19 protein-coding genes are annotated in these 22122 nt (G+C 43.2%); 3 read left to right on the forward strand and 16 right to left on the reverse strand.

The genetic code is table 11. The features are described 5' to 3' along the window. Positions 1-41: 41 nt before the first annotated feature. The 5 genes from ACT29H_RS02865 to ACT29H_RS02885 all read right to left on the reverse strand — a co-directional run bounded on the left by ACT29H_RS02865 (position 42) and on the right by ACT29H_RS02885 (position 5687). Entirely contained in the window at positions 42-848 is an 807-nt protein-coding gene (locus ACT29H_RS02865) for a DUF3108 domain-containing protein (protein ID WP_444820084.1), read from the reverse strand. A gap of 86 nt (positions 849-934) precedes the next feature. Then, entirely contained in the window at positions 935-2155 is a 1221-nt protein-coding gene (locus tag ACT29H_RS02870) for an ABC transporter permease (RefSeq protein ID WP_444820085.1), read from the reverse strand. Positions 2156-2160: 5 nt separating this feature from the next. Continuing rightward, positions 2161-2889, reverse strand: coding sequence for an ABC transporter ATP-binding protein (locus tag ACT29H_RS02875; protein ID WP_444820086.1), 729 nt, complete (start codon positions 2887-2889; stop codon positions 2161-2163). 136 nt (positions 2890-3025) lie between these two features. Beyond that, the gene (locus ACT29H_RS02880; RefSeq protein ID WP_444820087.1) at positions 3026-4249 is read right to left on the reverse strand and encodes an efflux RND transporter periplasmic adaptor subunit; all 1224 of its coding nucleotides are present in this window, start codon (positions 4247-4249) and stop codon (positions 3026-3028) included. A 67-nt stretch (positions 4250-4316) separates the two neighbouring features. Continuing rightward, the gene (locus tag ACT29H_RS02885) at positions 4317-5687 is read right to left on the reverse strand and encodes a TolC family protein (RefSeq protein ID WP_444820088.1); all 1371 of its coding nucleotides are present in this window, start codon (positions 5685-5687) and stop codon (positions 4317-4319) included. 254 nt (positions 5688-5941) lie between these two features. Between ACT29H_RS02885 and ACT29H_RS02890 the strand changes: the two genes are divergently transcribed. Further along, positions 5942-6166 (forward strand): hypothetical protein, encoded by a 225-nt coding sequence (locus tag ACT29H_RS02890; protein ID WP_444820089.1) that lies wholly within the window; start codon positions 5942-5944, stop codon positions 6164-6166. A 267-nt stretch (positions 6167-6433) separates the two neighbouring features. Here the strand turns inward: ACT29H_RS02890 and ACT29H_RS02895 are convergent, their stop codons facing one another. The 4 genes from ACT29H_RS02895 to ACT29H_RS02910 form a co-directional block, all read right to left on the reverse strand. Then, on the reverse strand, positions 6434-9280 hold the full coding sequence (locus ACT29H_RS02895) for an outer membrane beta-barrel protein (RefSeq protein WP_444820090.1): 2847 nt from the start codon (positions 9278-9280) through the stop codon (positions 6434-6436). A 571-nt stretch (positions 9281-9851) separates the two neighbouring features. After that, positions 9852-10577, reverse strand: a complete 726-nt coding sequence (locus ACT29H_RS02900) for a LytR/AlgR family response regulator transcription factor (RefSeq protein WP_444820091.1) — start codon at positions 10575-10577, stop codon at positions 9852-9854. Next, positions 10577-11752 carry a sensor histidine kinase gene (locus tag ACT29H_RS02905; RefSeq protein WP_444820092.1) on the reverse strand — a complete coding sequence of 392 codons (1176 nt, stop codon included), beginning with the start codon at positions 11750-11752 and terminating at the stop codon, positions 10577-10579. The genes ACT29H_RS02900 and ACT29H_RS02905 overlap by 1 nt, the downstream gene beginning before the upstream one ends. Positions 11753-11890: 138 nt before the next feature. Further along, on the reverse strand, positions 11891-12943 hold the full coding sequence (locus ACT29H_RS02910) for a Kelch repeat-containing protein (protein ID WP_444820093.1): 1053 nt from the start codon (positions 12941-12943) through the stop codon (positions 11891-11893). A 302-nt stretch (positions 12944-13245) separates the two neighbouring features. On the opposite strand from ACT29H_RS02910, the gene ACT29H_RS02915 reads away from it, so the two are divergent. Both ACT29H_RS02915 and ACT29H_RS02920 read left to right on the forward strand, forming a co-directional pair. Continuing rightward, the gene (locus ACT29H_RS02915) at positions 13246-14595 is read left to right on the forward strand and encodes a DUF4270 family protein (RefSeq protein WP_444820094.1); all 1350 of its coding nucleotides are present in this window, start codon (positions 13246-13248) and stop codon (positions 14593-14595) included. Between the two features lie 143 nt (positions 14596-14738). Next, positions 14739-15983, forward strand: coding sequence for a hypothetical protein (locus ACT29H_RS02920; protein WP_444820095.1), 1245 nt, complete (start codon positions 14739-14741; stop codon positions 15981-15983). A 175-nt stretch (positions 15984-16158) separates the two neighbouring features. Here the strand turns inward: ACT29H_RS02920 and ACT29H_RS02925 are convergent, their stop codons facing one another. The 7 genes from ACT29H_RS02925 to ACT29H_RS02955 form a co-directional block, all read right to left on the reverse strand. Further along, positions 16159-17013 (reverse strand): AAC(3) family N-acetyltransferase, encoded by an 855-nt coding sequence (locus ACT29H_RS02925; RefSeq protein WP_444820096.1) that lies wholly within the window; start codon positions 17011-17013, stop codon positions 16159-16161. A gap of 88 nt (positions 17014-17101) precedes the next feature. Next, positions 17102-18019, reverse strand: coding sequence for an HpcH/HpaI aldolase/citrate lyase family protein (locus tag ACT29H_RS02930; protein ID WP_444820097.1), 918 nt, complete (start codon positions 18017-18019; stop codon positions 17102-17104). 3 nt (positions 18020-18022) lie between these two features. After that, positions 18023-18496, reverse strand: a complete 474-nt coding sequence (locus ACT29H_RS02935) for a MaoC family dehydratase (RefSeq protein WP_444820098.1) — start codon at positions 18494-18496, stop codon at positions 18023-18025. A 230-nt stretch (positions 18497-18726) separates the two neighbouring features. Further along, positions 18727-19734: a beta-ketoacyl-ACP synthase III gene (locus ACT29H_RS02940; protein WP_444820099.1), complete on the reverse strand. Its 1008-nt coding sequence runs from the start codon at positions 19732-19734 to the stop codon at positions 18727-18729. 297 nt (positions 19735-20031) lie between these two features. Then, positions 20032-20217, reverse strand: coding sequence for a 50S ribosomal protein L32 (gene rpmF, locus ACT29H_RS02945; RefSeq protein ID WP_444820100.1), 186 nt, complete (start codon positions 20215-20217; stop codon positions 20032-20034). A gap of 12 nt (positions 20218-20229) precedes the next feature. After that, entirely contained in the window at positions 20230-20805 is a 576-nt protein-coding gene (locus tag ACT29H_RS02950; protein WP_444820101.1) for a YceD family protein, read from the reverse strand. Between the two features lie 93 nt (positions 20806-20898). Beyond that, complete coding sequence (locus tag ACT29H_RS02955; RefSeq protein ID WP_444820102.1) at positions 20899-22074, reverse strand: ATP-binding protein; 1176 nt, start codon at positions 22072-22074, stop codon at positions 20899-20901. Between the last annotated feature and the right edge of the window lie 48 nt (positions 22075-22122).

The raw sequence follows: 22122 nt of genomic DNA on the forward strand, positions 1-22122 counted from the left end.
AAAAATAGTGTAAATCAATTTAAACGTCCAAATTATTGTGGTTATTCCACCACAAAACTCGAGAATGGCTTACGAAGGCCTCTAAATTGTTCCAAATTACAGGTAAAGGCCCCTACCCTCAGCTGAAACCGTATCCGGACCGGCACCCTATTTTCGTCGCGGGATATCCACACCTGCATATCCTCTTCGGTTTTAAAGGCACGCCCCACCGTTGTCACCGGAGAAAAGAGATAGCATTCCAACTTACCAAGCGGGGTGTCAATCACATCAATCCCCCGGTATCGGATTCGAAGAGGAAACAACTCATCAGAGAAATAGGTCATGATTTCAATGACTTCACCCTCTACGAGATCATCGTTAAATTTATTCTTTCGGGCATAATAAAAAGCAGAGAGAATGTCCTGAATATTTTTGGGGACCCAATGCTCTCCGGATTTTTGACTTTTTACCAGAGCAGAATCCGGAAATTGGTGCTCAAAGAACACCTCGTTATAATACTTATATCCGCCTTCGCGGATGCTTCTGACGGCTTTGACCGGAAGTTGGCTTTTGGGATCAATAAAACTTTCATACCTGTCTCGAACTTTGTATACGGCATCGGCCAGTCCAACAGTTCGCCCACTGGCCACCACATGATGGACCGGCTTTCCCAAAACGACAGAATCAGTAACTGTCAGCTTTGCCTCACCTCCTTTTAAAAAACCATATTTGAGTGAATAAATTAATTCTTCGCCGGGCGAATATTCCAGTTCTGCATCATTAAAACCGGACAGGTTTTTGGTTATTGCAAAGGAAGGAATAGCCGAAAAAGCCGTTAACAATAGAAAAAAACTAATTTTGCCATTCATAACAATCAGGTTTTTGCTCCCCATAAAACTAATCATTTATTGTTTATATGGGGTGTTTGCCTAATTGTTACAATTTTAGGGCCGTTTTATTCATAGCGCAAAGCGTCGATGGGGTCAAGACCTGCTGCCTTGCGGGCCGGATACCATCCAAAAAAGATTCCCACCACCGCACAAACCAGAAATGAAAGAATAATTGACTGCTCGGTCACCAAAATGGGCCAGTTCAAAAAATTGCCGATGCCATACGAAACCCCCAAGCCAAGGAAAATCCCTAAAAGGCCACCGCCCACGCTCACAATTATGGCTTCCATCAGAAACTGCGACAGAATATCTATTCCTCGCCCTCCTATGGCCATTCGCAGCCCTATCTCTCGTGTTCGCTCCGTTACCGAAACAAACATGATATTCATGATGCCGATTCCACCCACCAACAGAGATATTCCTGCAATGGCACCCAACAGAATGGTGAGCATTTCACTGGTGGAACTGAACGTGGTAATCAACTCCTGCTGGGAACGTACGGCAAAATCATCTTCTTCATCCTCCCCAATGTCGTGAGACACCCTCAATGCAGTGGTAATTTCCTCTTCTGCTGCTTCAGAATCGGCTTCACTGGAGGCACTCGCGTAAATATCCTGGATATGGGTAATCGCCATAATTCTTTTTTGAACAGTGGTATATGGCGCCAGAATAATGTCATCCTGATCCTGGCCAAAAGAATTTTCACCTTTTTCAGCCAATACTCCTATCACCTTTAAGGGAATTTTCCCAAACCGAATCGTTTCCCCAATGACCGTTTCTTTATCGGGGAATAACTCATCGATCACAGTCTGCCCCAATAAACAAACTTTGGAGGCACTTTTTATGTGATAATCGTTAAACATGACGCCATCGACCACTTCCATTTTTCTGATATCCAAGAATTCTGTGTTTACTCCCTGAATCATGGTGGGCCAGTTGTTGGAGCCGGCAATGGCCTGCCCCGATGTTTTTACCACAGGGGAGATTGCAGAAATATGAGAAGAATATTTTTTAATGATCTCTATATCCTTCATGTCCAATGTCTTCATGGACGACGGATCAATCCTTACGCCTCCCCGTTCTTCACTTCCGGGACGAATCATCAGCATATTGGCACCCATAGAAGAGATTTGTTCCTGAATACTTTGTTTGGATCCCTGGCCTATGGCCAGCATGGTGATCACGGAGGTAACCCCGATGATGATCCCCAGCATGGTCAGAAAGGTTCGCATCTTATTCCGAAACATTGCCTTAAGGGCAATCCTTGCAAGATTAAATATATTCATGATTTTTATAATATTTCTGATTTCATGCTTTTGGCCGGACGACCAATATTAGCGTAATCGTCAATAATTTCTCCGTCTTTTAACACGATCGTACGTTTGCTGTATTCGGCAATTTCAGGTTCGTGCGTAACAAAAACAATGGTTTTACCCTGGCTGTTCAGATCCTGAAAAAGAGACATGATATCCAAAGTTGTTTTACTGTCAAGGTTTCCGGTGGCTTCATCAGCCAAAACCATGACAGGGTCATTGACCAGGGCGCGGGCAATGGCCACACGTTGCTGCTGACCTCCTGAAAGCTGGTTGGGTGCATGGTCCATACGATTGGCCAAACCTACTATCCGCAAGGCTTCAACAGCCATCTCCTTTCTTTGACGTGACGGGATAGTGGAATTATACATCAAGGGCAACTCAACATTTTCGAGGGCAGAAGTACGTGGCAGCAAGTTGAATGACTGAAAAACAAATCCTATTTTCCGATTCCGGATTAAAGCCAGTTCATTTTTGGACAGACTGCTCACATCGACGCCATCGAGAAAATAATGTCCGGATGTGGGTTTATCCAGAGCACCAAGAATGTTCAGCATAGTCGATTTCCCCGATCCACTGGTTCCCATTATGGTAACGAATTCGCCCTCTTCAACGGTAAAAGAAACACCTCGTAAGGCATGAACCGTCTCTATGCCGACAATAAAGTCTCTTTTTAGCTGCGATATTTTTATGATTTCATGCTTCATTGCATCATTTGGTTTTGTCAAAAATTCATGTTTGACCGGGAAAGCCGGCACCCTTTAAGTCGCATTTCTTTAGCTGATCCGATATATGCTTTCGGGGAAAAACACCGAAGTTTTCCGGTAAATCTTTAACGAAGCATTATCTTCTGCCTCCGCCCGGTCTACTGGGCATGAAAGGACTCTTTGCGGTATCGGCAGAACTATTATTCTGCGAATGGTCCATGCCGATTACGACTGAATCACCTGGCAGCACCCCTTCTCTAATTTCGTATAAAACACCATCATCTATCCCTGTAACCACCATCGCCGGCACTAAAGAGCCATGCTGCCACAGCCATACCCTTTTATGCGTATCCCCCATATCATCCTTTTTCTTATCGACAGTAGCGCTTTGAGGAATTGCCATCTCTTCCGACTCATTTTCTCGGGGAGAAAACTGAAATGCCGCCGCAGGAACCACCGTCACATCCGAGGCTTCCTTCGTTATAATGGTCACCTCAGCCGTCAATCCCGGTTTCAATTTCAGATCAGGATTGGGGGCATCAATAATCACGGTATAAGTAACCACGTTGCTCTCTACCACGGCCTCCAATCTTACCTGCGTCACCTCTCCCACGAATACCTGATCGGGGAAGGCATCCACCGTGAAGGTCACCCTCTGTCCTTCTGTTACCTGACCGATATCCGCTTCATCCACATCTGCCTCCACTTGCATCCGAGTCAGATCTCTGGCAATAACAAATAAGGTAGGAGTACTAAAACTGGCGGCAACGGTTTGCCCTTCTTCCACACTTTTACTGAGAACAACTCCGTCGATAGGTGAATATATCCTTGCATAGGAGAGATTAACCTGTGCCTGTTCCACTTCCGACTCGAGCGATTCCACAGAGGCTTTAGCCTTGCTGTATAGGTATTTGGCTTCATCATATTCCGACTCGCTAACCATCTCCTTTTCATACAGCATTTTTATTCGGTTGAAGGTTTTCTCCTGATATTCCAGTTCGCTTTTTGCCGAAGCCAAACTGGCCTTTCTCTGTAGGAGACTAGCACGCAATGCACTTTCATCAATTTGTGCAATCAGCTGCCCTTTGGTAACCTTATCGTTGTAATCCACAAAAATGCTTTGGATCACCCCTGAAACCTGGGTTCCAACTTCAACCTGATCTATGGGTTCAACAGTCCCGGTGGCGGTTACTGTGTTTATAATATTTCCTTTCTCAACCAAATGAATACGTGGTTTCATTTCGTTCTCCGGCCCTTTTCTCCCAACGAGGAAAACAATGGCCACAATCAGAGCCAGAATGGCTGCTCCTAAAAAAAGGTATTTACGCTTCATAATAGTATTGATGATGTTTCGTGACATTTTAAAAAATCGTTATTGGGGTGACCATGAACCATCCAATCTTTATCCGGAAGGCTAACCCGTCAGGCTAGTCCTTTTCACGGTCATTTGCTTCCATAGAGGCCTCGCGGTTTTCGGCGACGACAGGTAATCCTCTGTAAAAGTCAAGGATCTTGCGATATAGCAGAACCGAGTAGCGGGCCTGTATCAGTTCTGCATTGGCATTAAGCAAATCATTTTTGGACTGTCGCAGGTCAATGGCATTAGACAGCCCCAATTGAAACTGCTCCTGCTGATATTCATAACTAATCTTTGCCGCATTAACTTTTTCCTGTGCAGCCAGGAAGCGTTGTTGTTGAGCTTTTACTTCCACAAAAACCTGCTCTACCGTCTGCAATAGATTATTTTTGGTTTCACGGGCATTTAGCTCAGCCTGATAGATCATCACCTTTGAGCGGGTCACATTGGCTTTATTCTGGTTCCGACTAAAAATGGGAACACTAACAGAAAGTCCCACATACTGAGTAAAGCGATCGTTCATTTGAGTTGCCAACGACCCATTGTAAATATCGGAATAGGATGAGGAGGCCGAAGCATTGAGATTTATGGTTGGCAAATATCCTGCTTTGGCGTTGGCAAGGTCAAGATGTGCCACGTCCTCGGACAATTGACTGTTTTTAATCTCCGGCCGATTGGTTAGTACATCAGCAACGATGGCATCCAATGTGGGGACCTCATCTTTCGGAACATCAACCTGCGCAGGAAAAAGTGGATTAAATTCAACATCATAAGAGAGGTCGAGCATGGTTTTCAAATCGGTAATTCGGGTATCCAGTTCATTCTTTGCCAAAACCATAGAATATCGGTCCGATGCATATTGCGATTCTATCTCAGCCAGGTCTTTACGAGAAATGGTTCCTGCCTCAAACAATGCTTTGTAACGCTCCAGATTGACCTGCGATGTTTCAACCACATCCTGATAGTAAAGATAATTTTCTCTGGCATAAAGGATATTCAACCATGCCTGCGTAATCGATAAAACTATATCATTTTGAGCCTCTGCCACATCCAGTCGTGCTTTTTCCAACTCAATTTCTCCGGCTTTTATATTGTTATTAATAATCCCACCCCGATATATTGGCACATCGGTGTTCAGACCAATCTGTGCTCCCTTGGTAAACTCACCGCCGGTATTATCAAAAGCGCGTGAATTATTTCCCGATACGGAGGTGGAAGCGCTAAGGGAAGGCAGCCTGCTGCTCTTGGCTTCCAAAAGATTGGCCTCTTCAGCATCAATAGCAATTTTCGCACTTTGAATGGAAATATTGTTTTGGAGCGCATACACAATGCACTTTTCCAACGTCCATCCGGTCTCATTCTCATCATTCGCGGAATAAAGAGGTAGCGCAGAAAGAAACATCCATAAAAGCGAGGTAATATAAACTAATCGTCCCATCATTGACATTTCAATTATAATTTGAATGCTAAACTACATCTCCCCTCCACCAATCCACCCCTTTTTCATCAAACGGCAGCATACCTCCTACCAACCGGGCTTTTCTATCTATATTCCAGATCTCTAAAAGGGCCCCCATTACCCCACATTAACATCTCATTAACATAGAATGAAATTTCAATAACCTATCTTTGTTAAGAATCATTCTAAACATGTTTGGAGCTTGAAAAATTTATTAACCTAAAAACAATAGTACTATGAAACGTAAATTGGCACTATCCTTTCTTTTGGTATTTACATTGGCTATTGCAGCACCTGTAATGTCTGACGCAGCCATTCAGGAACCCGAAAAAACTGAAAAGAAAGCTTGCGATAAGAAAAAAACCTGCTGCGACAAAGAGCAAAAAGCTTGTGATAAAAAAGCAGAGAAAAAAGAATGTTCCAAAGAGTGTAAAAAAGAAGCCAAAGACGAAAAGAAATAAACATCTGATCGCTCTGAAATCTAAAAAGGGCTGTCCAGAGTTTACGGACAGCCCTTTTTATTTGCACCCCAATTCAAAGCTCAAATCATCGACACATTAGTGATCTATCCAACCTGTTAAAGCAGCCTTTTCCCTTTCTAATAAAGAGACTTCACAGATCCTAAAAAAATAAATAATTGAGCATCCCCCGCAATCCCGACGATGGACATATCCGCTTCACGATATTGATTGAAGAATTCCACCCAACTTCAGGAAAGGCCCTGTTACTTAAAATCTTTCTCCGGGAAATGATCGGTCACCGGGTGGCCCATCCATTAGGTCGTGGCGTCGGGGGCGCTCGGGGCGTCCCATCCTTTGACCGAAAAAGTCTCTGAAACTCCATGTAAAAGTGACCATCGCATATCGCTGCACAATAAGAGAACGGCTCTGTTCTTCATAGGTCTCGGTTATACTTCGGGAAATGCTTTGATTTTCATCCAACACGTCGTAAACGCCTATCTTTAATTCGCCCGACCGGTCCTTGAAAATTTTCTTGCCAAAAGAGGCATTTAAAAGGGTGTAGTTGGGATCAATCGATTCGGACAGCCCCACATACCACAAATGATTTAATGTTGAATTAATGACCCATTCGTCGCCAAACACCCAGTTGAGTTTACATCCGGAGGTCTGCGTATAGTATTCGGCTTCCTGCGATTCCAATGAGGAATTAATCTTATCCCATCCCCCATTCCAAAACATTGTAAAATCTATGTTTTCGCTAATATTGCTGGACAACTGAACCCCTTGCTTAAACGACCAGGTCTCTTTTTCTGTAGTTACAGTATTTACCATTCCCGGCAGTTTATTATAGCCAATATCCGTATTCAATGACAAATTACTACTTAACCACTGGATGGGTAATCCCAAATTAGCAATCACCTTCAGGTCCCAGTATCCATCCATGTTTTCAGGGATGGTTAACTGAGCTCCCTCGGCCAGGCGATATTGATCAGGTACCGCTTCCGGATCGGTATAAGTATGATTAATAATATAGTCATTGCCGTTTTCCACAAAGAAGATTAAGGCCCAGTTTCGGCCGGAGGCAGCATCTACATTGGTGTATCGCACCATTCCGTTGTGAATGGTTTGTTGTAATAAATCGGGATTCCCGGTGGAGAGGAATAAAGGCTCACTGTCATCGACCACATCCTGAAGCTGATTGGCCGTAGGTTCCTTTGTGTTGGCGCTATACATCAACATAAGGTTTTTTCCTTCGGCGGGTTTCCAGTTAAGCCGCACCCTGGGACGAAGACTCGTAAACGACTTCTCCAGGTCGTAAACATCCGGATATTCACCGGTGGATTTCAGATTGGATGTTTCTCCGGCCAGAGACACCACAAAGTTGAGCAACCGATTCCCATATCGGTAACCTACTTCTGAAGAGTAGGTTTCAAAAGTATTGTTGAAAACGTTAGAAAGTTCGGGATCAAGCGACGAGCGATACTGACCATTTGAAAACACCCACTTCTCATTTTCCGAATCAGAAAGTGAGCCGCGAAAGGATAGCATTAACTGGCTGTTTTCCCCCAGCGGTTCGGTGTAAACAACCCTGCTATTGATGCTATTGGTGGTATTGTCGGTTTTTCGGTCCAAATCAGAAACAGTTAAACCATCCAGGCCGGTTTGGTTGGTAAGTTGATTTTGTTCCCCCTCCTGCTTATTATAACTGTTGTTTACAGATAAAGATATGGTACGTCCGTCCCGATTAAATTTATGCCGATAGATGAGCGCACTTCCAAATCTAAAACCATCACTCTCCTGGTCCAAATCAGTTTCCAATGAGTTCACCAAGTCACCGGCATTTAAGGTTGTACTGGCGCTTGAACTGTAACTATCATTGTTTTGAATGCTAACCTGTGGCAGGAAAATCAATGAATTTCTATCGTCGAACTCATAAATGAGCCGCATATTCAGCCGGTTATTATAATTTTTAAAGCCTGACCGGCTATTCTCGGTATAATACTTCAATGAATCGGCCCCATATAAAAAATCACGCCATGTATCGGTTTCATTCTCATTGTCAATATAATTAAAAAAATAGCTGGCACTAACGGTTAATTTTTCTCCTATTTTGTCTTGATAGTTAACCCCCAAGGCGTTGGTATGATTGATTCCACCGCCCGAACCCAGGTGAATAGACTGATCGAGAGGTCCCCTCAAACCACCGATGGAAGGTCCCCCGTTGCCACGGCCGCGGCCACCTCCACCGCCGGACATGGCTCCTAGCATGTCTTCTCTGGTGAAACTCTGTCGATTTACGTTATTAAACGAAGCCAAAACAGAAACGCGTTGATCGCCGTTAAACTTATTATACATTCCACCGGCTTCATAATAACCATCGGTTCCGTATCCGGCAAAAGTCTTCCCAAATTTGCCATTCCGTCGCGAGGGTTTGGTAATCACATTCATCGTCTTTTCACTGTTGCCATCGTCAAAGCCGGAAAATTCAGCCTGATCGCTTAATTTGTCAAACACCTGAATTTTCTCAATAATTTCGGCCGGCAAGTTTTTCAGAGCAATAGTGGGGTCACTTCCAAAAAACTCGTTGCCGTCGACCAACACCTTTTTAATCTCTTCACCATGCGCCTTGACGGTTCCATCCTCTACGACAATTCCCGGCATCTTGGTCACCAAATCCTCGATACTGGCATCCTGATGAGTTTTAAAAGATTCCGCCCTGAATTCAACAGTATCGCCACTAACCTTCACGGGAGGTGCCCATTCTTTAACCATCACTTCCTTTAGGTTATAAGCCTCAGGCACCATATGAATGGTAGCTTGCTGATGGGAAGAGGATATATTAAAAATTCCCCCTTCGGTTTTATACCCTATAAAAGAAATGCGGTACTGATAACTTCCCGGTTCGGATAGAACCGCCTTATAAATTCCCTTGCTGTCGGTGATGCCCAAAAACCGATGGGTGGGATTATCGCTTTTCTGGATAATCACATTGGCTTGAGACAGAGCCTTTCCACTAACAGAATCCACGACCTGAACCTCTGCCATATATCCTTTATTTTGTGACATTGCTTCCATCCCAATAAAGAGCAAAGCAATAATTAACAACTGTTTCATCCGTATAAAATTTACTTAAGTTATTGGTTGGATGGAACTCGCAAGAGCCGGAGTTGATAGTTTTTCGTTGCCTCTTCGGCCCATAGGCCTAATCGTCTAACTGCTTCATGGCTATAATCCGTTCCACGGCACTTTATATATTCCACAAAACAAACCTATTAAACCCTTTATGGGAATAGAATTATTTTCATCCATCACCTCAATTCCTTCAACATTCGAGGCGTTTCATTCTATATTGTTTAGGAAGGCCTGATGTGGAGAATAATGGCGTTCAGGTGCAATAACGCCATTTGACGATATGGTCTTAAATATTATTGGTCGAATGAGGATGGATAATTGAGTCAAATCGTTTAAATGCCTTTAAGCATTGAATTCAAATCCCATCAGGCTTTGAATCCTTATGCCTCTTAGCATTAAATCCAAATCCCTTAAGGCATTGAAATTGGCAGAACTTGATCTATCCGATAAAAATGATCTGGTACAACGGACCAACGTATGGAATAAGCTTAACGCTTATAATTAGATAAGAGCGCATTCATTCTATGATGCGGGAAGAAGAAAGTGCTTGGGGTCAAAGGTTGAAGAGACTTTTTCTGACTTCGTCGCGATAGGACTGTCCGATGGGGACCACTTTATCGGTATGATGCATTTGGAGTTGATTTCCATACAAAGCCTTCACCTGTCGGCGATTAACAATATAGGATTTATGCACCCGAATAAACTCATCGGTTGGCAGCGTTTCGATCAGATTTTTCAGCGAATCGAGCGACACCAGTTTTTGATCAATGCAATGATAGGCCACATACTCCCGAAGGCTTTCGATGAACAAGATATGGGAAACATCCACCCGGTAAGATTTATGGTCAGCTTTTACAATAATGTATTCCGGCTCGGCGCTTTTTGCTTGCGCAGAGGCATTGTCACCGGCAGGTTTCGAAAGCAAACGGTCACCGGCCTTCTGCACCGATTGCACAAATCGCTCAAAAGAGAACGGCTTCAACAGATAATCGATCACATCCAGCTCATAACCTTCCAGCGCATATTGGGGATAAGCAGAAGTGATAACAACAAGGATATTTTTTAAATGAAACGCTTTGAGGAAATCCATTCCTGATATTTCAGGCATTTGGATATCCAGGAAGGCCAGATCTATTGGCCCACTCTGAAGTAAAGGTAACGCTTCGAGGGGTGATTTAAAGGTTCCAGCCAGCTCCAGATGCGGAAATTTTGAAATATAATCTTTCAAAAGTGATCGGGCAGGAAATTCATCATCAATAATAACACATCGGATCGTCATCAGGTATCTATTTCCAGTTGAACTTCAAAAACATCCGGTTTGTCGGCAATATTTAACCGGTATTTTCCTTTATATAGGAAAGAAAGTCGCTTTTTCACATTTTCTATTCCAATGCCTTTGGATTGATCTTTGGATACATGCCCTCTCGGTTTCGTATTTAAAATGAAAAAAGAGAGACAACCATCTTGATCCTGCAACCTCATCACGATACGCCCTTTTTTCGTGTTATCGATATTTCCATGTTTAAAGGCATTTTCCACGAAGGGAAAGATAAGCATGGGTTCGATGCGTCTATCCCGATCAATTTGAGTGAAATCAATTTCCAGATTTGGTTCCTCTTCCAGCTTTATTTTTTGAAACTCCACATAGTCGAGGATATAATCCACTTCCCTTCCGATAGGAATTTTCTTGTCATCGGTTTCATACAAGATGTACCTCAACATGGAAGAGAGTTTGAGTATAAGCTTCGAAGTGTTGGGATTTCCCTGTTGAGACAATGAATAGATATTATTAAGTGCATTAAACAGAAAATGAGGATTCATCTGAGATTTCAGAAATTTCATCTCGGTCTCCAGATTCTGGTTGGTTAAGGAGAGTTGTTCCTTTTCCTTACGCTTGGCCTCCAAAAAGATCCAAAACAAAGTACTTAAGAAAAACATTCCCAGAAAGGGGAGCGCACCAAAAATGACCCGACGTGGGAAGAGTTCTCCCTTGGGCCGTGGATCACGGCTGCGGCGGCTTAATTCAATGTTTCTCCCTTCAAAAGAAAGGCTATCCCCTGGCATTTCCAAAACGGGATGCGGTGGTGTTTCATTGGGCACCCATACCTTACGCACCCTCAATTGCTCCCAAGTTTCAGGTTTGATGGGATCGGTGATATGATAAATAAACGAGAGGAAACTTAAAAAAACAACCAAGGAAACAATATAACCCTTCAATTTATTTCTCCCCATCAAAAGAGGAAGAAGAATTAAAATATTGACATAAAATATCAGAGAATTAATCCCCAACGTCCGAATGGTAAGAATAATGGCCGTTTGGGTATCAAAAAAAATGGCAGGCCCATAAAAAAACACAATGGAATAGCCCACCCAAAGAAGGATATGCCACCGGCCAAGTCTTTGCCATTCCCTGCCAATTACAGCTAAAAATTCTTTCCAACCTCTTTTTGTCATTCTTCAAAAATAAAACTTATCCGGTGATATATCCTCTAAAAAATGGTATTTGTTCAAAATCCCCGTAGGGAAATGTAGGATCAAAGCCATTTCCAAATTGAGGAGATCTGATCTGAAATGAAGCGATCACACTTAAAATTAATCGTTATCATCCTGTTCCTCGTCAGGATAAAAGGTCCAAACGTCGTCGAAGTAGTATCCCGAGCTGTTCCCGGTTGCCACAAAAGCCTGATTATTGATGGAAAATGCCACGGCATCGGTTCGGGAAGCTCCTTCAAAGTTGGATTTCTCTTCCCAAAGGTCTGTGGAGGGATCATATTCCCAGGTACGATTTCCTGCATAACCGGTTCCGCCGGTGGTGATATAAGCCAATCCATTGAGGGTAAAGGCAACCCCTTTGGAACCTACGATGCTGTAATCATCATCATAACTTTCATCATCATTGGTACCACTGGTAATTTCCTTTAATTCGGTCCAGACATCGGTGTCGGGATCATAAACCCAGGCATCGGTAACATAATCACTGTTGTCAACACCCGTAAAAACATATCCTTTTCCATTTAAAACAAAGGCCACTGCATCCCGTCGTTTAGAGCCTCCAATACTGGTTTTTTGAGTCCATTGCCCGCTAGCCGGATCATATTGATAAAAGTCCTTCAGGCGGTTTCCGTCGTATCCGGATCCCACATATCCTTTATCATTGATACCAAAAGCCACGGCAGCATATCTTCCCGAACCGGGGAAATCAGGGATTCTAGTCCAGCTTCCATTCTCCCCCTCGCTGGGATCGAACTCCCAAAAGTCTTTTAACTTATTCTCATCATCGTCAAATCCGGTTCCCACATATCCTTTTCCGTCGGCGGCAAAAGCCACGGCACCATTCCGAGCAGGGGCTTCATCGGGCAAAGAGGCCATCTCTTTCCAGGTATCGTATTGGGGGTCGTACCGCCAAAAATCCCTAAGACGTTCATCCTCTTCACCATTATACCCGGTGCCCACGTAGGCATAATCCCCAATTACAAAAACGACGGCATCGGTTCGGGGCAACCCTTCGAAAGCACCCAGTTCAACCCAATTACCCCATAATTCATCATCATCGTCGTCGTCACAACCATTTAATGTGACCAAAATGGCCAAAAGAGACAGCCAAAATAACCCTGTTATCTTCCTACTTACATTTTTTGTTTCCATTTTTTTCGTTTCAATTATTTGTTGATCTGAAAAAGCAAATAAAGTGGCCTTGGCCGCCAAATGCATTTTTTTTCAATCAACACCTCATTTTGGTATCACAACACAACGATTTTATCTGCCAACGAAAAAAGCAGCTTTTCATAGAAATAAATAGATGGTTGGCTGAATCTCACGATCCTTTTGTTGAAAAAAAAATTCCTTCCCGTGTCTCTTATCTACATTCGTGACCTAATCGGTGGGAACAGATTTTAGAACAAAATTTCCCATAACCATAAAAACTTATTTCATTTTATTCAACAGCAATGATGCAACAAATTCGCCTCATCGATAAAGACATACAGCCTTTCTTAAGCATAATACTTCTGTTGACCTTGGTCCCCCTCACACCATCCTGCTCGGAGGGGGACCTTTCTATTGGTGACGGATTTGTGACTACGGATACCTATACAGCCATAGTGGACACCTTCAGTTTACAACTCTCCACCATAAAAATGGATTCGGTGGAAACATCATCAACCGGAGTCGCCATAACCGGTTACACTTCAGACGAATATAGCGCCACAAAAGCGGCATCCTTCTTTCAAGTAATTAATGACGCCAATTCCATAAACGACAAAGAACAGTTCGACTCAATCTGTCTTATTTTGAGCCATAACGGTTTTTACAGGGGGGATACATCGTCATTATTTACCATCAATGTCCACCGCTTAGAAGAAGAGATTGAAACCAATGATTCATGGACCTTATGCAATTATGACTCCTTTAAATACTCGGAAACTCCGCTTGCCACCTATCGTTACACTCCCGAACCCAATGATGAACGAACCATCTCTATAAGACTTGATGATGAGCTGGGAAAGACCTTGATGGACACCCTGCAAAACGATGTCAATCTGACCACCTCCGAGTTTACCGACTGGTTTAAGGGGTTGGCACTGATTCCGGATACAACCTCCAACAATTTAATCTTGGGTTTTGAGGCAGGGACCGATAGTATCTACCTAAGACTTTACACCCATCGAATAGATCTGGAAAAAGTTGAAAACCATTTTGACTTTCCGCTAAGCGAGACCTCATTGCAATTCAATCACATCAAAAGTTACCCGGTCAATTCGGCATTAGAAAACCTCGATTCATACAAGAAGAAACTCAAAACACAAAACCTTAACAACACTGCGATTCAGGAAGCCGGAACCGGCTATTTTACAAGGATAGATATCCCCGGCATATCATCCATGAAAGCATTACAACAAAAGGGAAGAATTGTGAAAGCCAACCTGACCATAGGCATCGATGCCGCCACTTTTGAGTACCAAGAGCCTCCGGAAACCATTTATCTTCTGGAAGCCGACAAGATTAATCAGGTGGCAGGATATGTTATCAATAGCAGTGATTATTCAGTAACGGGTACCCTCACCACCAGCTCGGCACTTTACGAAAGAGATTGGTACTATACATTCGATATAACCTACTTCCTTAATGCCTTGGTTGATGAAGAGATAACATCGGATGGAACAGGGATATTAATAGCCTATTCCGAAGAGGATCTTCAGGGTAGCTGTTACAAAATGTTGTTTGACGGATATGACAGTGCCGAATCAAAGACCAGATTAAACGTTTTTTATTATTACTACGATATAGAAGATGAATAGGGCAGACCTAAAAAGAGAAAGATTAGTACAATACAAATTTGAATAAAAATAGTTTATCTAAATCCTTCATCAGGAGAAACACACTCGAAAAAATCAACCAGCCGGTTTCATCTAAACAACAAACCCTTGGATATTCCTAAAACATGAAGCAATCATTTCTAATACTATCATCCCTTCTTTGTCTCTGGCCATTAGCGGTAAAAAGCCAGAACAGCACTTCATCGCCTTATTCTGTCTATGGATTTGGGGTATTGGAATCGACCACCAACACCATTAACAGCGGGATGGGAGGAAGTGGCGTGGCATTGCCATCAGAAGGGTATTTGAACTATCAGAACCCGGCATCCTTGAGTACTCTGGATAGTCTTTCATTCTATTTTAACATTCAGGCTAAAGGGATCGTCAACAATTATTCCTTATCGGGCAAAGAACAATCCAATTTCGACTCAAATATAGATGCTTTTTCCTTTGGATTCAGGGTAGCTCCTTTTTGGGGTCTTAGTTTTGGATTATATCCATTTTCCAGCGTGGGATACACCATAGAGCAGGAAAACGACATTTTGGGCTCTTCCATGACCTATCCGGTCACCCTCGAAGGAAGTGGCGGGCTATCCCGTTTTTCGATGTCCAATGGCTTCCAATTGTCCAAAAACTTCTCCGTCGGGTTGGATGCCTCCTTCATTTGGGGTTCTACTGATATCACTGAAACGGCCGACTATTCAGACCTGGGCCAAAACAATATCATCAATACCCGGAAATGGTATTTCAATAATCTCTTTTTGAAATATGGTTTTCAATATCAGGGAAGATGGAAGCATGGGACTCTTTTTGCCGGTGCTTCCTGGCAACCAGAGACCAACCTATATGCCACATTCAACCAAACCATTGAGAATGAATCGGAAACATCTTACTACGAAGAAGATGCTGCCGCAGATGATGTCATCCTTCCCGGCATTTATAGCCTTGGCGTTGCCAGATCCTGGGATAAAGGATGGACCTTATCGGCCGACTATTCCTTTTCTCAGTGGTCGGTTCTTAACGATTATTCAACACTCAAAGGTTCCTTTTCGGATGCCTATACTGTTAATGCCGGCATCGCCTATTCGCACCCAAAAAACAAGTCCAAACTGATCAACCGGATGGAGTGGCGAGCAGGAATGTTCTATTCGGATGGCTACCTAAAGGTAAAAGGACAAAAAATTGGGGAAAAAGGTATCACCGCCGGGCTTTCTCTCCCATTAAACAGAACCGGAAACATCCTCCATATTTCCTACGCTTATTCGCTCAAAGGTACCGGTCAGGCCGGACTTATTCGAGAACAATACCACACCATCAAAATCGGCTTTTCAATGGCTGAACGATGGTTCTCAAAAAATATGTTTTATTAGGATTCCGGCCCCTTGGAACAGTCCTCTAATCATGTTCCACAAAGAACAAGCTCCTATTAAATCTGATATCTGAATGGAGAATGACGATCCAATGGTCACGGAACCATATCGGCCACCGAGGAAACGTACTGAAAGGTAGAAGAAGTGGCGAAAGCGCTTGATGGTTATGGCCCCACTACTTTTTTTTTCTTTTTCTTTTAATCAACTGAAGCAACGAATAATATTTAACTTTCAGATAACTACCGGTAGAATGTTCCCACCGCAACCGACAATCTTTACATGCCGGATCATCACAGAAAAAGAAAGAAGGATCCTCTTTTAATTTTTCCATTTCAACTGCTAGGGTCCCGGCCATATCGGTCAGTACAGCATCGGCATTGCCGACTTTTATCCATTTCAAACAGCCTGCTTGCTCGTATAAGGGAATAAATTTGGGAAAGCCTCTTCCGCATCCTCCGTTCCAGTTAACTTTGAACAACTTAACATTGCCATCATCGTCCATATAGTTAACTCCTCTTGGAGGATTTTTCTTGGTAAGTCCACTCTTTTCAATCGCCACATGAGTGGTTCCCACTCCAATGGTTTTTCGTCCTATGGACAAATTGAGAGCGCCCATTTTGGTCATTCTTTCCAATACGTCATAGCCCCCGCTTTGCGGGGTGTGACGATCCATCAATTCATGGGCCAGCTTCCCGATGGCCGTAAACCGTTGGATGGGATGTTTGCTTCGAACACTATTCGGATGGCTAATCATCACATTGGCGAGAGCCCCCGCATACGAAGGGGATTTGGGAGTACTTAATTTTGCCGCATGCTCACGATTAAGAGGTAATGGGTAGGAAGTGACAAAAGAATCGATGACCAACGTTCCATTCGGTCCCACGGTTTCAAGTAAGGCATCCAGCAGGGTCCGGGCACCTCCTTCTATTTTTCCGATAGCTCTGACCGATACTTTTAAATGAAGCAAGGCTCCTGCCGGAATACCCGCTTTTTTTAGGTCAAACACCAAATCTTCTTTTGTCCACATCATTTCTTACAATAATATCAGTTTTAAAGGATGACAGTAATTGAAACGGCGGTATAAAAATATGCACCAACCCTTGCCATGCTTTTTTCAGCTAACCCTTTTTCACAAAGGTTTCAAAAGCTTCAATCTTTTTCATTCTTGCCAATAATTTTCTTGCTTTGGAAACGGTTGGCGGCGAAATAAACATTCCCTTTTTAACAGATATTCCACGGTCGGCCTTATTGGTCTCCTCCGCTAAGGCAATAATCTCACGTGCTCTCTCCAGCTCATTCATGGTGGGGGTATATGCCTTTTTTACCAGTTCGATCTCTTTGGGCGACATCACCAACATGCCTTCGAATCCCAATTCTTTCGCCTGGGCAATATGTCTTTTCAGACCTTCCACATCTCCGATATTGACATAAGGAGTATCTATCGGCACAACGCCGGCTGCCCTTGCAGCCATGCTAATCATATGTCTTGGGGCCAAAATAGAGCGTCCTGCCTCGCCATGTTCACCTTCAATTTCGGCCAAAAAATCCTCGCTTCCGAACAGCAACGCTACAACCCTATTCGATGCGGTCGCAATACTGTAGGCATTCAATACCGCCTCAGGCGTTTCTAGTAAAGCAATAATCTTAAAATGGCCGTTCACCATACCCAGATTTTTTTCTTTTAGGGTTAGCTGAGCATCAAAAACCTCCATATCCTTAGCATTGCAGGCTTTGGGATAGACAAAGCCATAGAGGCGCGGGTCGGCCACAGTATCCAGATCTTTTAAGGTATCCCCTGTTTCCATGGGATTGATACGGACAAATACGGGGCGTTGATCAATGAGATCAGAATTCAATACCCGGGTAATGGAGGCTCTTGCTTCCTCTTTTTTAGAGGCAGGCACCGCATCTTCGAGGTCCAACACAACAACATCGGCATCAGACGAAAAAGCTTTTTCCAAATAATGGGTGTTATGGCCCGAAGTAAACAACAGGGTACGGGCAACCAGTTCGCCTTCAAATCTTGGAAAATTCATAATCTACTTCTTTTTTGGTATCAACACTTCTCGCATAAAAGAAAGCACTTTTTCTCCTTTTTGATTGGTTACTGAAGTTTTCACTTTTACCACCCCTCGGTCGGGTTTGGAACGGGAGGCACGAACAGATAAAACCTCTGATTCCGCATATATAGTATCTCCAATGAAAACAGGGCCCAGATGTAATATCTCAGAATAGTTGAGATTGGCGATTGCTCTTCCGCTAATATCTCTGACAGTTAGGCCCACCGCCAGAGAAAACACAAGAGTTCCCACAACCAGGACCTGTCCGTGGGTAGCTCCCTGAGCATAATGTTGATCCAAATGAACCGGATGATGGTTCATGGTGAGCAGAGAGAAGAGGTTATTGTCCGACTCGGTAATGGTCTTCCCTGGCCAATGCCGAATAATCATTCCTTCCCGAAAATCTTCTAAAAATCTTCCAAAATCACTTTCTATGGTATTCTCTAACTTCATTGGTATCTCTTTTGGAATTAAAAATAGAAAGAATCTCATAAATGGGACCCTATCTGTCAGCTTTTTTGGATAGATATCTAAAAAAAGATCCTCCCTAAGGAGAACGCCGATATTTCATCCTGACCGTCATCACCGGCCAAGGAACTTCACAGACATAATATGGGGTTATAAATAGAAGCCCGGTGCCAAAAAAGCAACCGGGCCCATTAATTTCCATCCGTTTATTTCAATTATGCCTTATCACCATCATACCCCCACTTAAGGTAGATGGCGCCCCATGTAAATCCGGCGCCGAAAGTTGCCAGAATCAGGTTATTGCCCTTTCTCAACTGGTTCTCCCATTCCCATAAACAAAGGGGCAAGGTAGCAGCAGTAGTATTTCCATACCTCTCTATATTGATCATCACTTTACTCTTGTCGAGTCCCATCCTCTGGGCAGTTCCTTCAATGATCCGCATATTGGCCTGATGAGGGACCAGCCAGTCCAGATTTTCAGAAGTAATATTGTTACGTTCCATCACCTCCACAGCCACATCTGCCATTTTGGATACCGCATGCTTAAAGACATGACGTCCTTCCTGATAGATGTAATGTTCCCGGTTATCGATGGTTTCATGCGTAGGGGGCTTAACCGATCCGCCGGCTTTCTGATGCAGATAAACGCGACCAAAACCGTCACTTTTTAGCACACTATCAACAACCCCAACATTTTCGGTGGATGGTTCCAGCAATACAGCACCTGCTCCATCGCCAAACAAGACACAAGTAGTTCGGTCAGTATAATCTGTAATTGAAGACATCTTATCAGCACCAACAACAATTACTTTTTTCCGGGCACCGGTTTCAACAAATTTGGCCGCAGTATCTAAAGCGTACAGAAAGCCGGAACATCCGGCGTTAATATCAAAGCTGTGCGCATTCCGAATATCACATTTATCCGAAATGATATTCGCCGTCGCAGGAAAAACATGGTCGGGTGTAACCGTTGCACAAATAAGAAGATCAATCTCATCGGGTGAAGTGCCGGATTTCTGCAAAACCTGTTTTACTGCTTCAGCACCCATATCGGACGAACCTTTTCCTTCTCCTTTTAGGATTCTCCGTTCATGAATTCCTACCCGTGTGGTGATCCATTCATCCGAGGTATCAACCATTTTACTGAGTTCTTCATTGCTAAGAACATAGTCGGGGACATATCCGCCGACTGCGGTTATTACTGCATTTAATTTTTCCATCATTACAGACTGGATTAAATGGCCAAAGCAGCGCCGGAATAGTTTAAAATTCCGCCATTCAGCTCTGACATGAAAAACAAACCGGCCTGAGAATTCAAGCCTTAAAAAAAAAATGCCCCTCATGACTTATAACACAGGGGCTACTTTACAATTTTTTTAAACCGCTTCTGGTAATAGCGTAAAAAAATAAGACCAGGAATTGTTGAGTGGTTCTATTTTTCCGGAGACACAACATCCTTTAAGGAATGAAAATCCCCAAAATAACTCAACACTCCTAACAAACATTGACACAATTTGCAATTATGCGGTCACTTCCTTTTCTACAGCCAATTTCCCTCTGTAATGACCACACTCCTGACAAACAGTGTGCAGTTTAATCGTTGCTCCACAATTGGAACAAACACCCAGAGCGGGAGCAGTGGCTTTGTAATGGGTACGTCTCTTATCTCTTCTGGTCTTCGATGTTTTTCGTTTTGGATGTGCCATTTTTAACCTCTTTTACTTGTTATTTTTATTGATCAATTTCTTTAACTCATTCCATCGTGGATCAATCTGATCCCCGCTATTTTCTTCTTGATGAAAATTATCTTCCTCTACAACATAGTCATTAAGACAGTCCAACATTTCTGGATCACAACCCGGTGTTCCATCGTCCTTGTCCGGATGCACATGTCGAACCGGAATGCTTACCACAATATATTCGTACATATATCGAGCGATGTTGAGCTTGTGATCTTCATGGGGCAGAACGATGATGTCCTCATCCGGCTCATCGTAGGTCTCACCAAATTTCACAAATAAAGTCCCTTCATAAAAAATCGGGACCTGCATCAGCTCCAAACACCTGTCACACTGAGATCCAACAAAGCCATCAATACGGAAGGTCAGTTCCAAGAAACTTTGATGTTTGGTAAGCTCAACCGTTGCTGCCAGCTCTCCAGTTTCGATCTGCGGCTGCTCAAATAATTCAAAAAAAGGATCTTTCAGCTCGTACTCAAAAACGTGCTTCCCCGCCTTAAGCCCTTTAAAGGCAATATCATAATCGCTGAATTTCTTCTTTCTCTCTGCTGCCATACGTAAAAACTTCGCAAAGGTATAAAATATTCAGTGTGTGAGAAAAGGAATTCAATAAAAAGTTTTTGCCACCCCATCCACAACGATTCTATGTCAACACTCTCTCTTCCCATTATATGCCATTAGGATTCGAAAAGTAGTACCTTTCCCCGGAGCCGACTCTTTGACGAAGATCCGTCCATGATGATACTCTTCCACAATTCGCCGCACCAATGTAAGGCCAAGTCCCCAACCTCGCTTCTTGGTCGTATATCCCGGTTTAAAAATAGTTTTATGATCTTTTCGGGGAATGCCTTTTCCGGTATCGGAGATATCAAGATAAACCTTTTGGTGCCAAATTCCCCAGCGAAACGAAATGATTCCTTTGCCCTGCATAGCATCTGCCGCATTCTTACATAAATTTTCTATGACCCACTCAAACAACGGACGATTTGCCATTATCTCAAAATCAGACTTGCCACTTTCATCCATAATCTCAAATTGAACCCCCGAAGAAATGCGATGCTCAAGATAGGTAATAACGCTTTTCAACATGTCTGCTACATTCATGCGCACCATATGTGGCGATGACCCAATTTTAGAGAATCGATCGGTAATGATCTGAAGGCGTTGAACATCATAGCGCATCTCTTCAACTAACGATTTATCTTCAATTTTTTCGGGAAGCACCTCAATCCATCCCAGCAAAGAAGAGGTAGGTGTCCCTAGCTGATGAGCCGTTTCTTTAGCCATTCCCACCCATACTTGATCTTGCTCCCATCGACGGGACACACTGAATGTCCAGTAAGCCAAGCTCACAAACAATATCACGACCAAAAGCTGAACCACCGGAAACCAGCGCAATTTGGTCAACATTGTGGAATCTGCATAATACAAAAACTGGCGATCCTCGTCACCCAGATCAAGAATTATTGGCCCACGCCCATAAATCTTCATCTTATTAAGTTCTCGTTGCAAATAGGCTTTTTCCTCTTTAGGCGGAAGATCTAAATTACGATAAAAATAGATTGTGTCATTTTCGTCGGCAATGATCAAGGGGACGGTAGTATTGTTCTGTATAATTTCAAATACCAGTTCCAGAGATTGCTCATCTAAATCAGGACGGGCGAATTGACGATTGGCTTTGGCCCAAAGTTCCATTTTTCGGGACTCCTGATCTCTCAGCTGGGAGGTTAGTCTACTGGTATAGTAAAGTGAAGCCGAACCAATCATTAATGCTCCGGCCATCAAAAAAAATTTCCACCATTTTTTTCTACTATACAATTCCATAACAGGATATATAAATCCCCGGCCAAAGGGCGAATTAACTCACAAAGT

The sequence above is a fragment of the Thermophagus sp. OGC60D27 genome (genome assembly GCF_052400625.1).
Classification (GTDB): domain Bacteria; phylum Bacteroidota; class Bacteroidia; order Bacteroidales; family Marinilabiliaceae; genus Thermophagus.

Bases quoted from the DNA above. Each gene is read 5' to 3' on its own strand.
- rpmF (WP_444820100.1), bottom strand. From the start codon at position 20,217: ATGGCACATCCAAAACGAAAAACATCGAAGACCAGAAGAGATAAGAGA.
- ACT29H_RS02955 (WP_444820102.1), bottom strand. From the start codon at position 22,074: ATGGAATTGTATAGTAGAAAAAAATGGTGGAAATTTTTTTTGATGGCC.
- ACT29H_RS02865 (WP_444820084.1), bottom strand. From the start codon at position 848: ATGAATGGCAAAATTAGTTTTTTTCTATTGTTAACGGCTTTTTCGGCT.
- ACT29H_RS02915 (WP_444820094.1), top strand. From the start codon at position 13,246: ATGATGCAACAAATTCGCCTCATCGATAAAGACATACAGCCTTTCTTA.
- ACT29H_RS02895 (WP_444820090.1), bottom strand. From the start codon at position 9,280: ATGAAACAGTTGTTAATTATTGCTTTGCTCTTTATTGGGATGGAAGCA.
- ACT29H_RS02930 (WP_444820097.1), bottom strand. From the start codon at position 18,019: ATGAATTTTCCAAGATTTGAAGGCGAACTGGTTGCCCGTACCCTGTTG.
- ACT29H_RS02870 (WP_444820085.1), bottom strand. From the start codon at position 2,155: ATGAATATATTTAATCTTGCAAGGATTGCCCTTAAGGCAATGTTTCGG.
- ACT29H_RS02885 (WP_444820088.1), bottom strand. From the start codon at position 5,687: ATGATGGGACGATTAGTTTATATTACCTCGCTTTTATGGATGTTTCTT.
- ACT29H_RS02935 (WP_444820098.1), bottom strand. From the start codon at position 18,496: ATGAAGTTAGAGAATACCATAGAAAGTGATTTTGGAAGATTTTTAGAA.
- ACT29H_RS02950 (WP_444820101.1), bottom strand. From the start codon at position 20,805: ATGGCAGCAGAGAGAAAGAAGAAATTCAGCGATTATGATATTGCCTTT.
- ACT29H_RS02880 (WP_444820087.1), bottom strand. From the start codon at position 4,249: ATGTCACGAAACATCATCAATACTATTATGAAGCGTAAATACCTTTTT.
- ACT29H_RS02900 (WP_444820091.1), bottom strand. From the start codon at position 10,577: ATGACGATCCGATGTGTTATTATTGATGATGAATTTCCTGCCCGATCA.
- ACT29H_RS02920 (WP_444820095.1), top strand. From the start codon at position 14,739: ATGAAGCAATCATTTCTAATACTATCATCCCTTCTTTGTCTCTGGCCA.
- ACT29H_RS02925 (WP_444820096.1), bottom strand. From the start codon at position 17,013: ATGATGTGGACAAAAGAAGATTTGGTGTTTGACCTAAAAAAAGCGGGT.
- ACT29H_RS02940 (WP_444820099.1), bottom strand. From the start codon at position 19,734: ATGATGGAAAAATTAAATGCAGTAATAACCGCAGTCGGCGGATATGTC.
- ACT29H_RS02910 (WP_444820093.1), bottom strand. From the start codon at position 12,943: ATGGAAACAAAAAATGTAAGTAGGAAGATAACAGGGTTATTTTGGCTG.
- ACT29H_RS02905 (WP_444820092.1), bottom strand. From the start codon at position 11,752: ATGACAAAAAGAGGTTGGAAAGAATTTTTAGCTGTAATTGGCAGGGAA.
- ACT29H_RS02890 (WP_444820089.1), top strand. From the start codon at position 5,942: ATGAAACGTAAATTGGCACTATCCTTTCTTTTGGTATTTACATTGGCT.
- ACT29H_RS02875 (WP_444820086.1), bottom strand. From the start codon at position 2,889: ATGAAGCATGAAATCATAAAAATATCGCAGCTAAAAAGAGACTTTATT.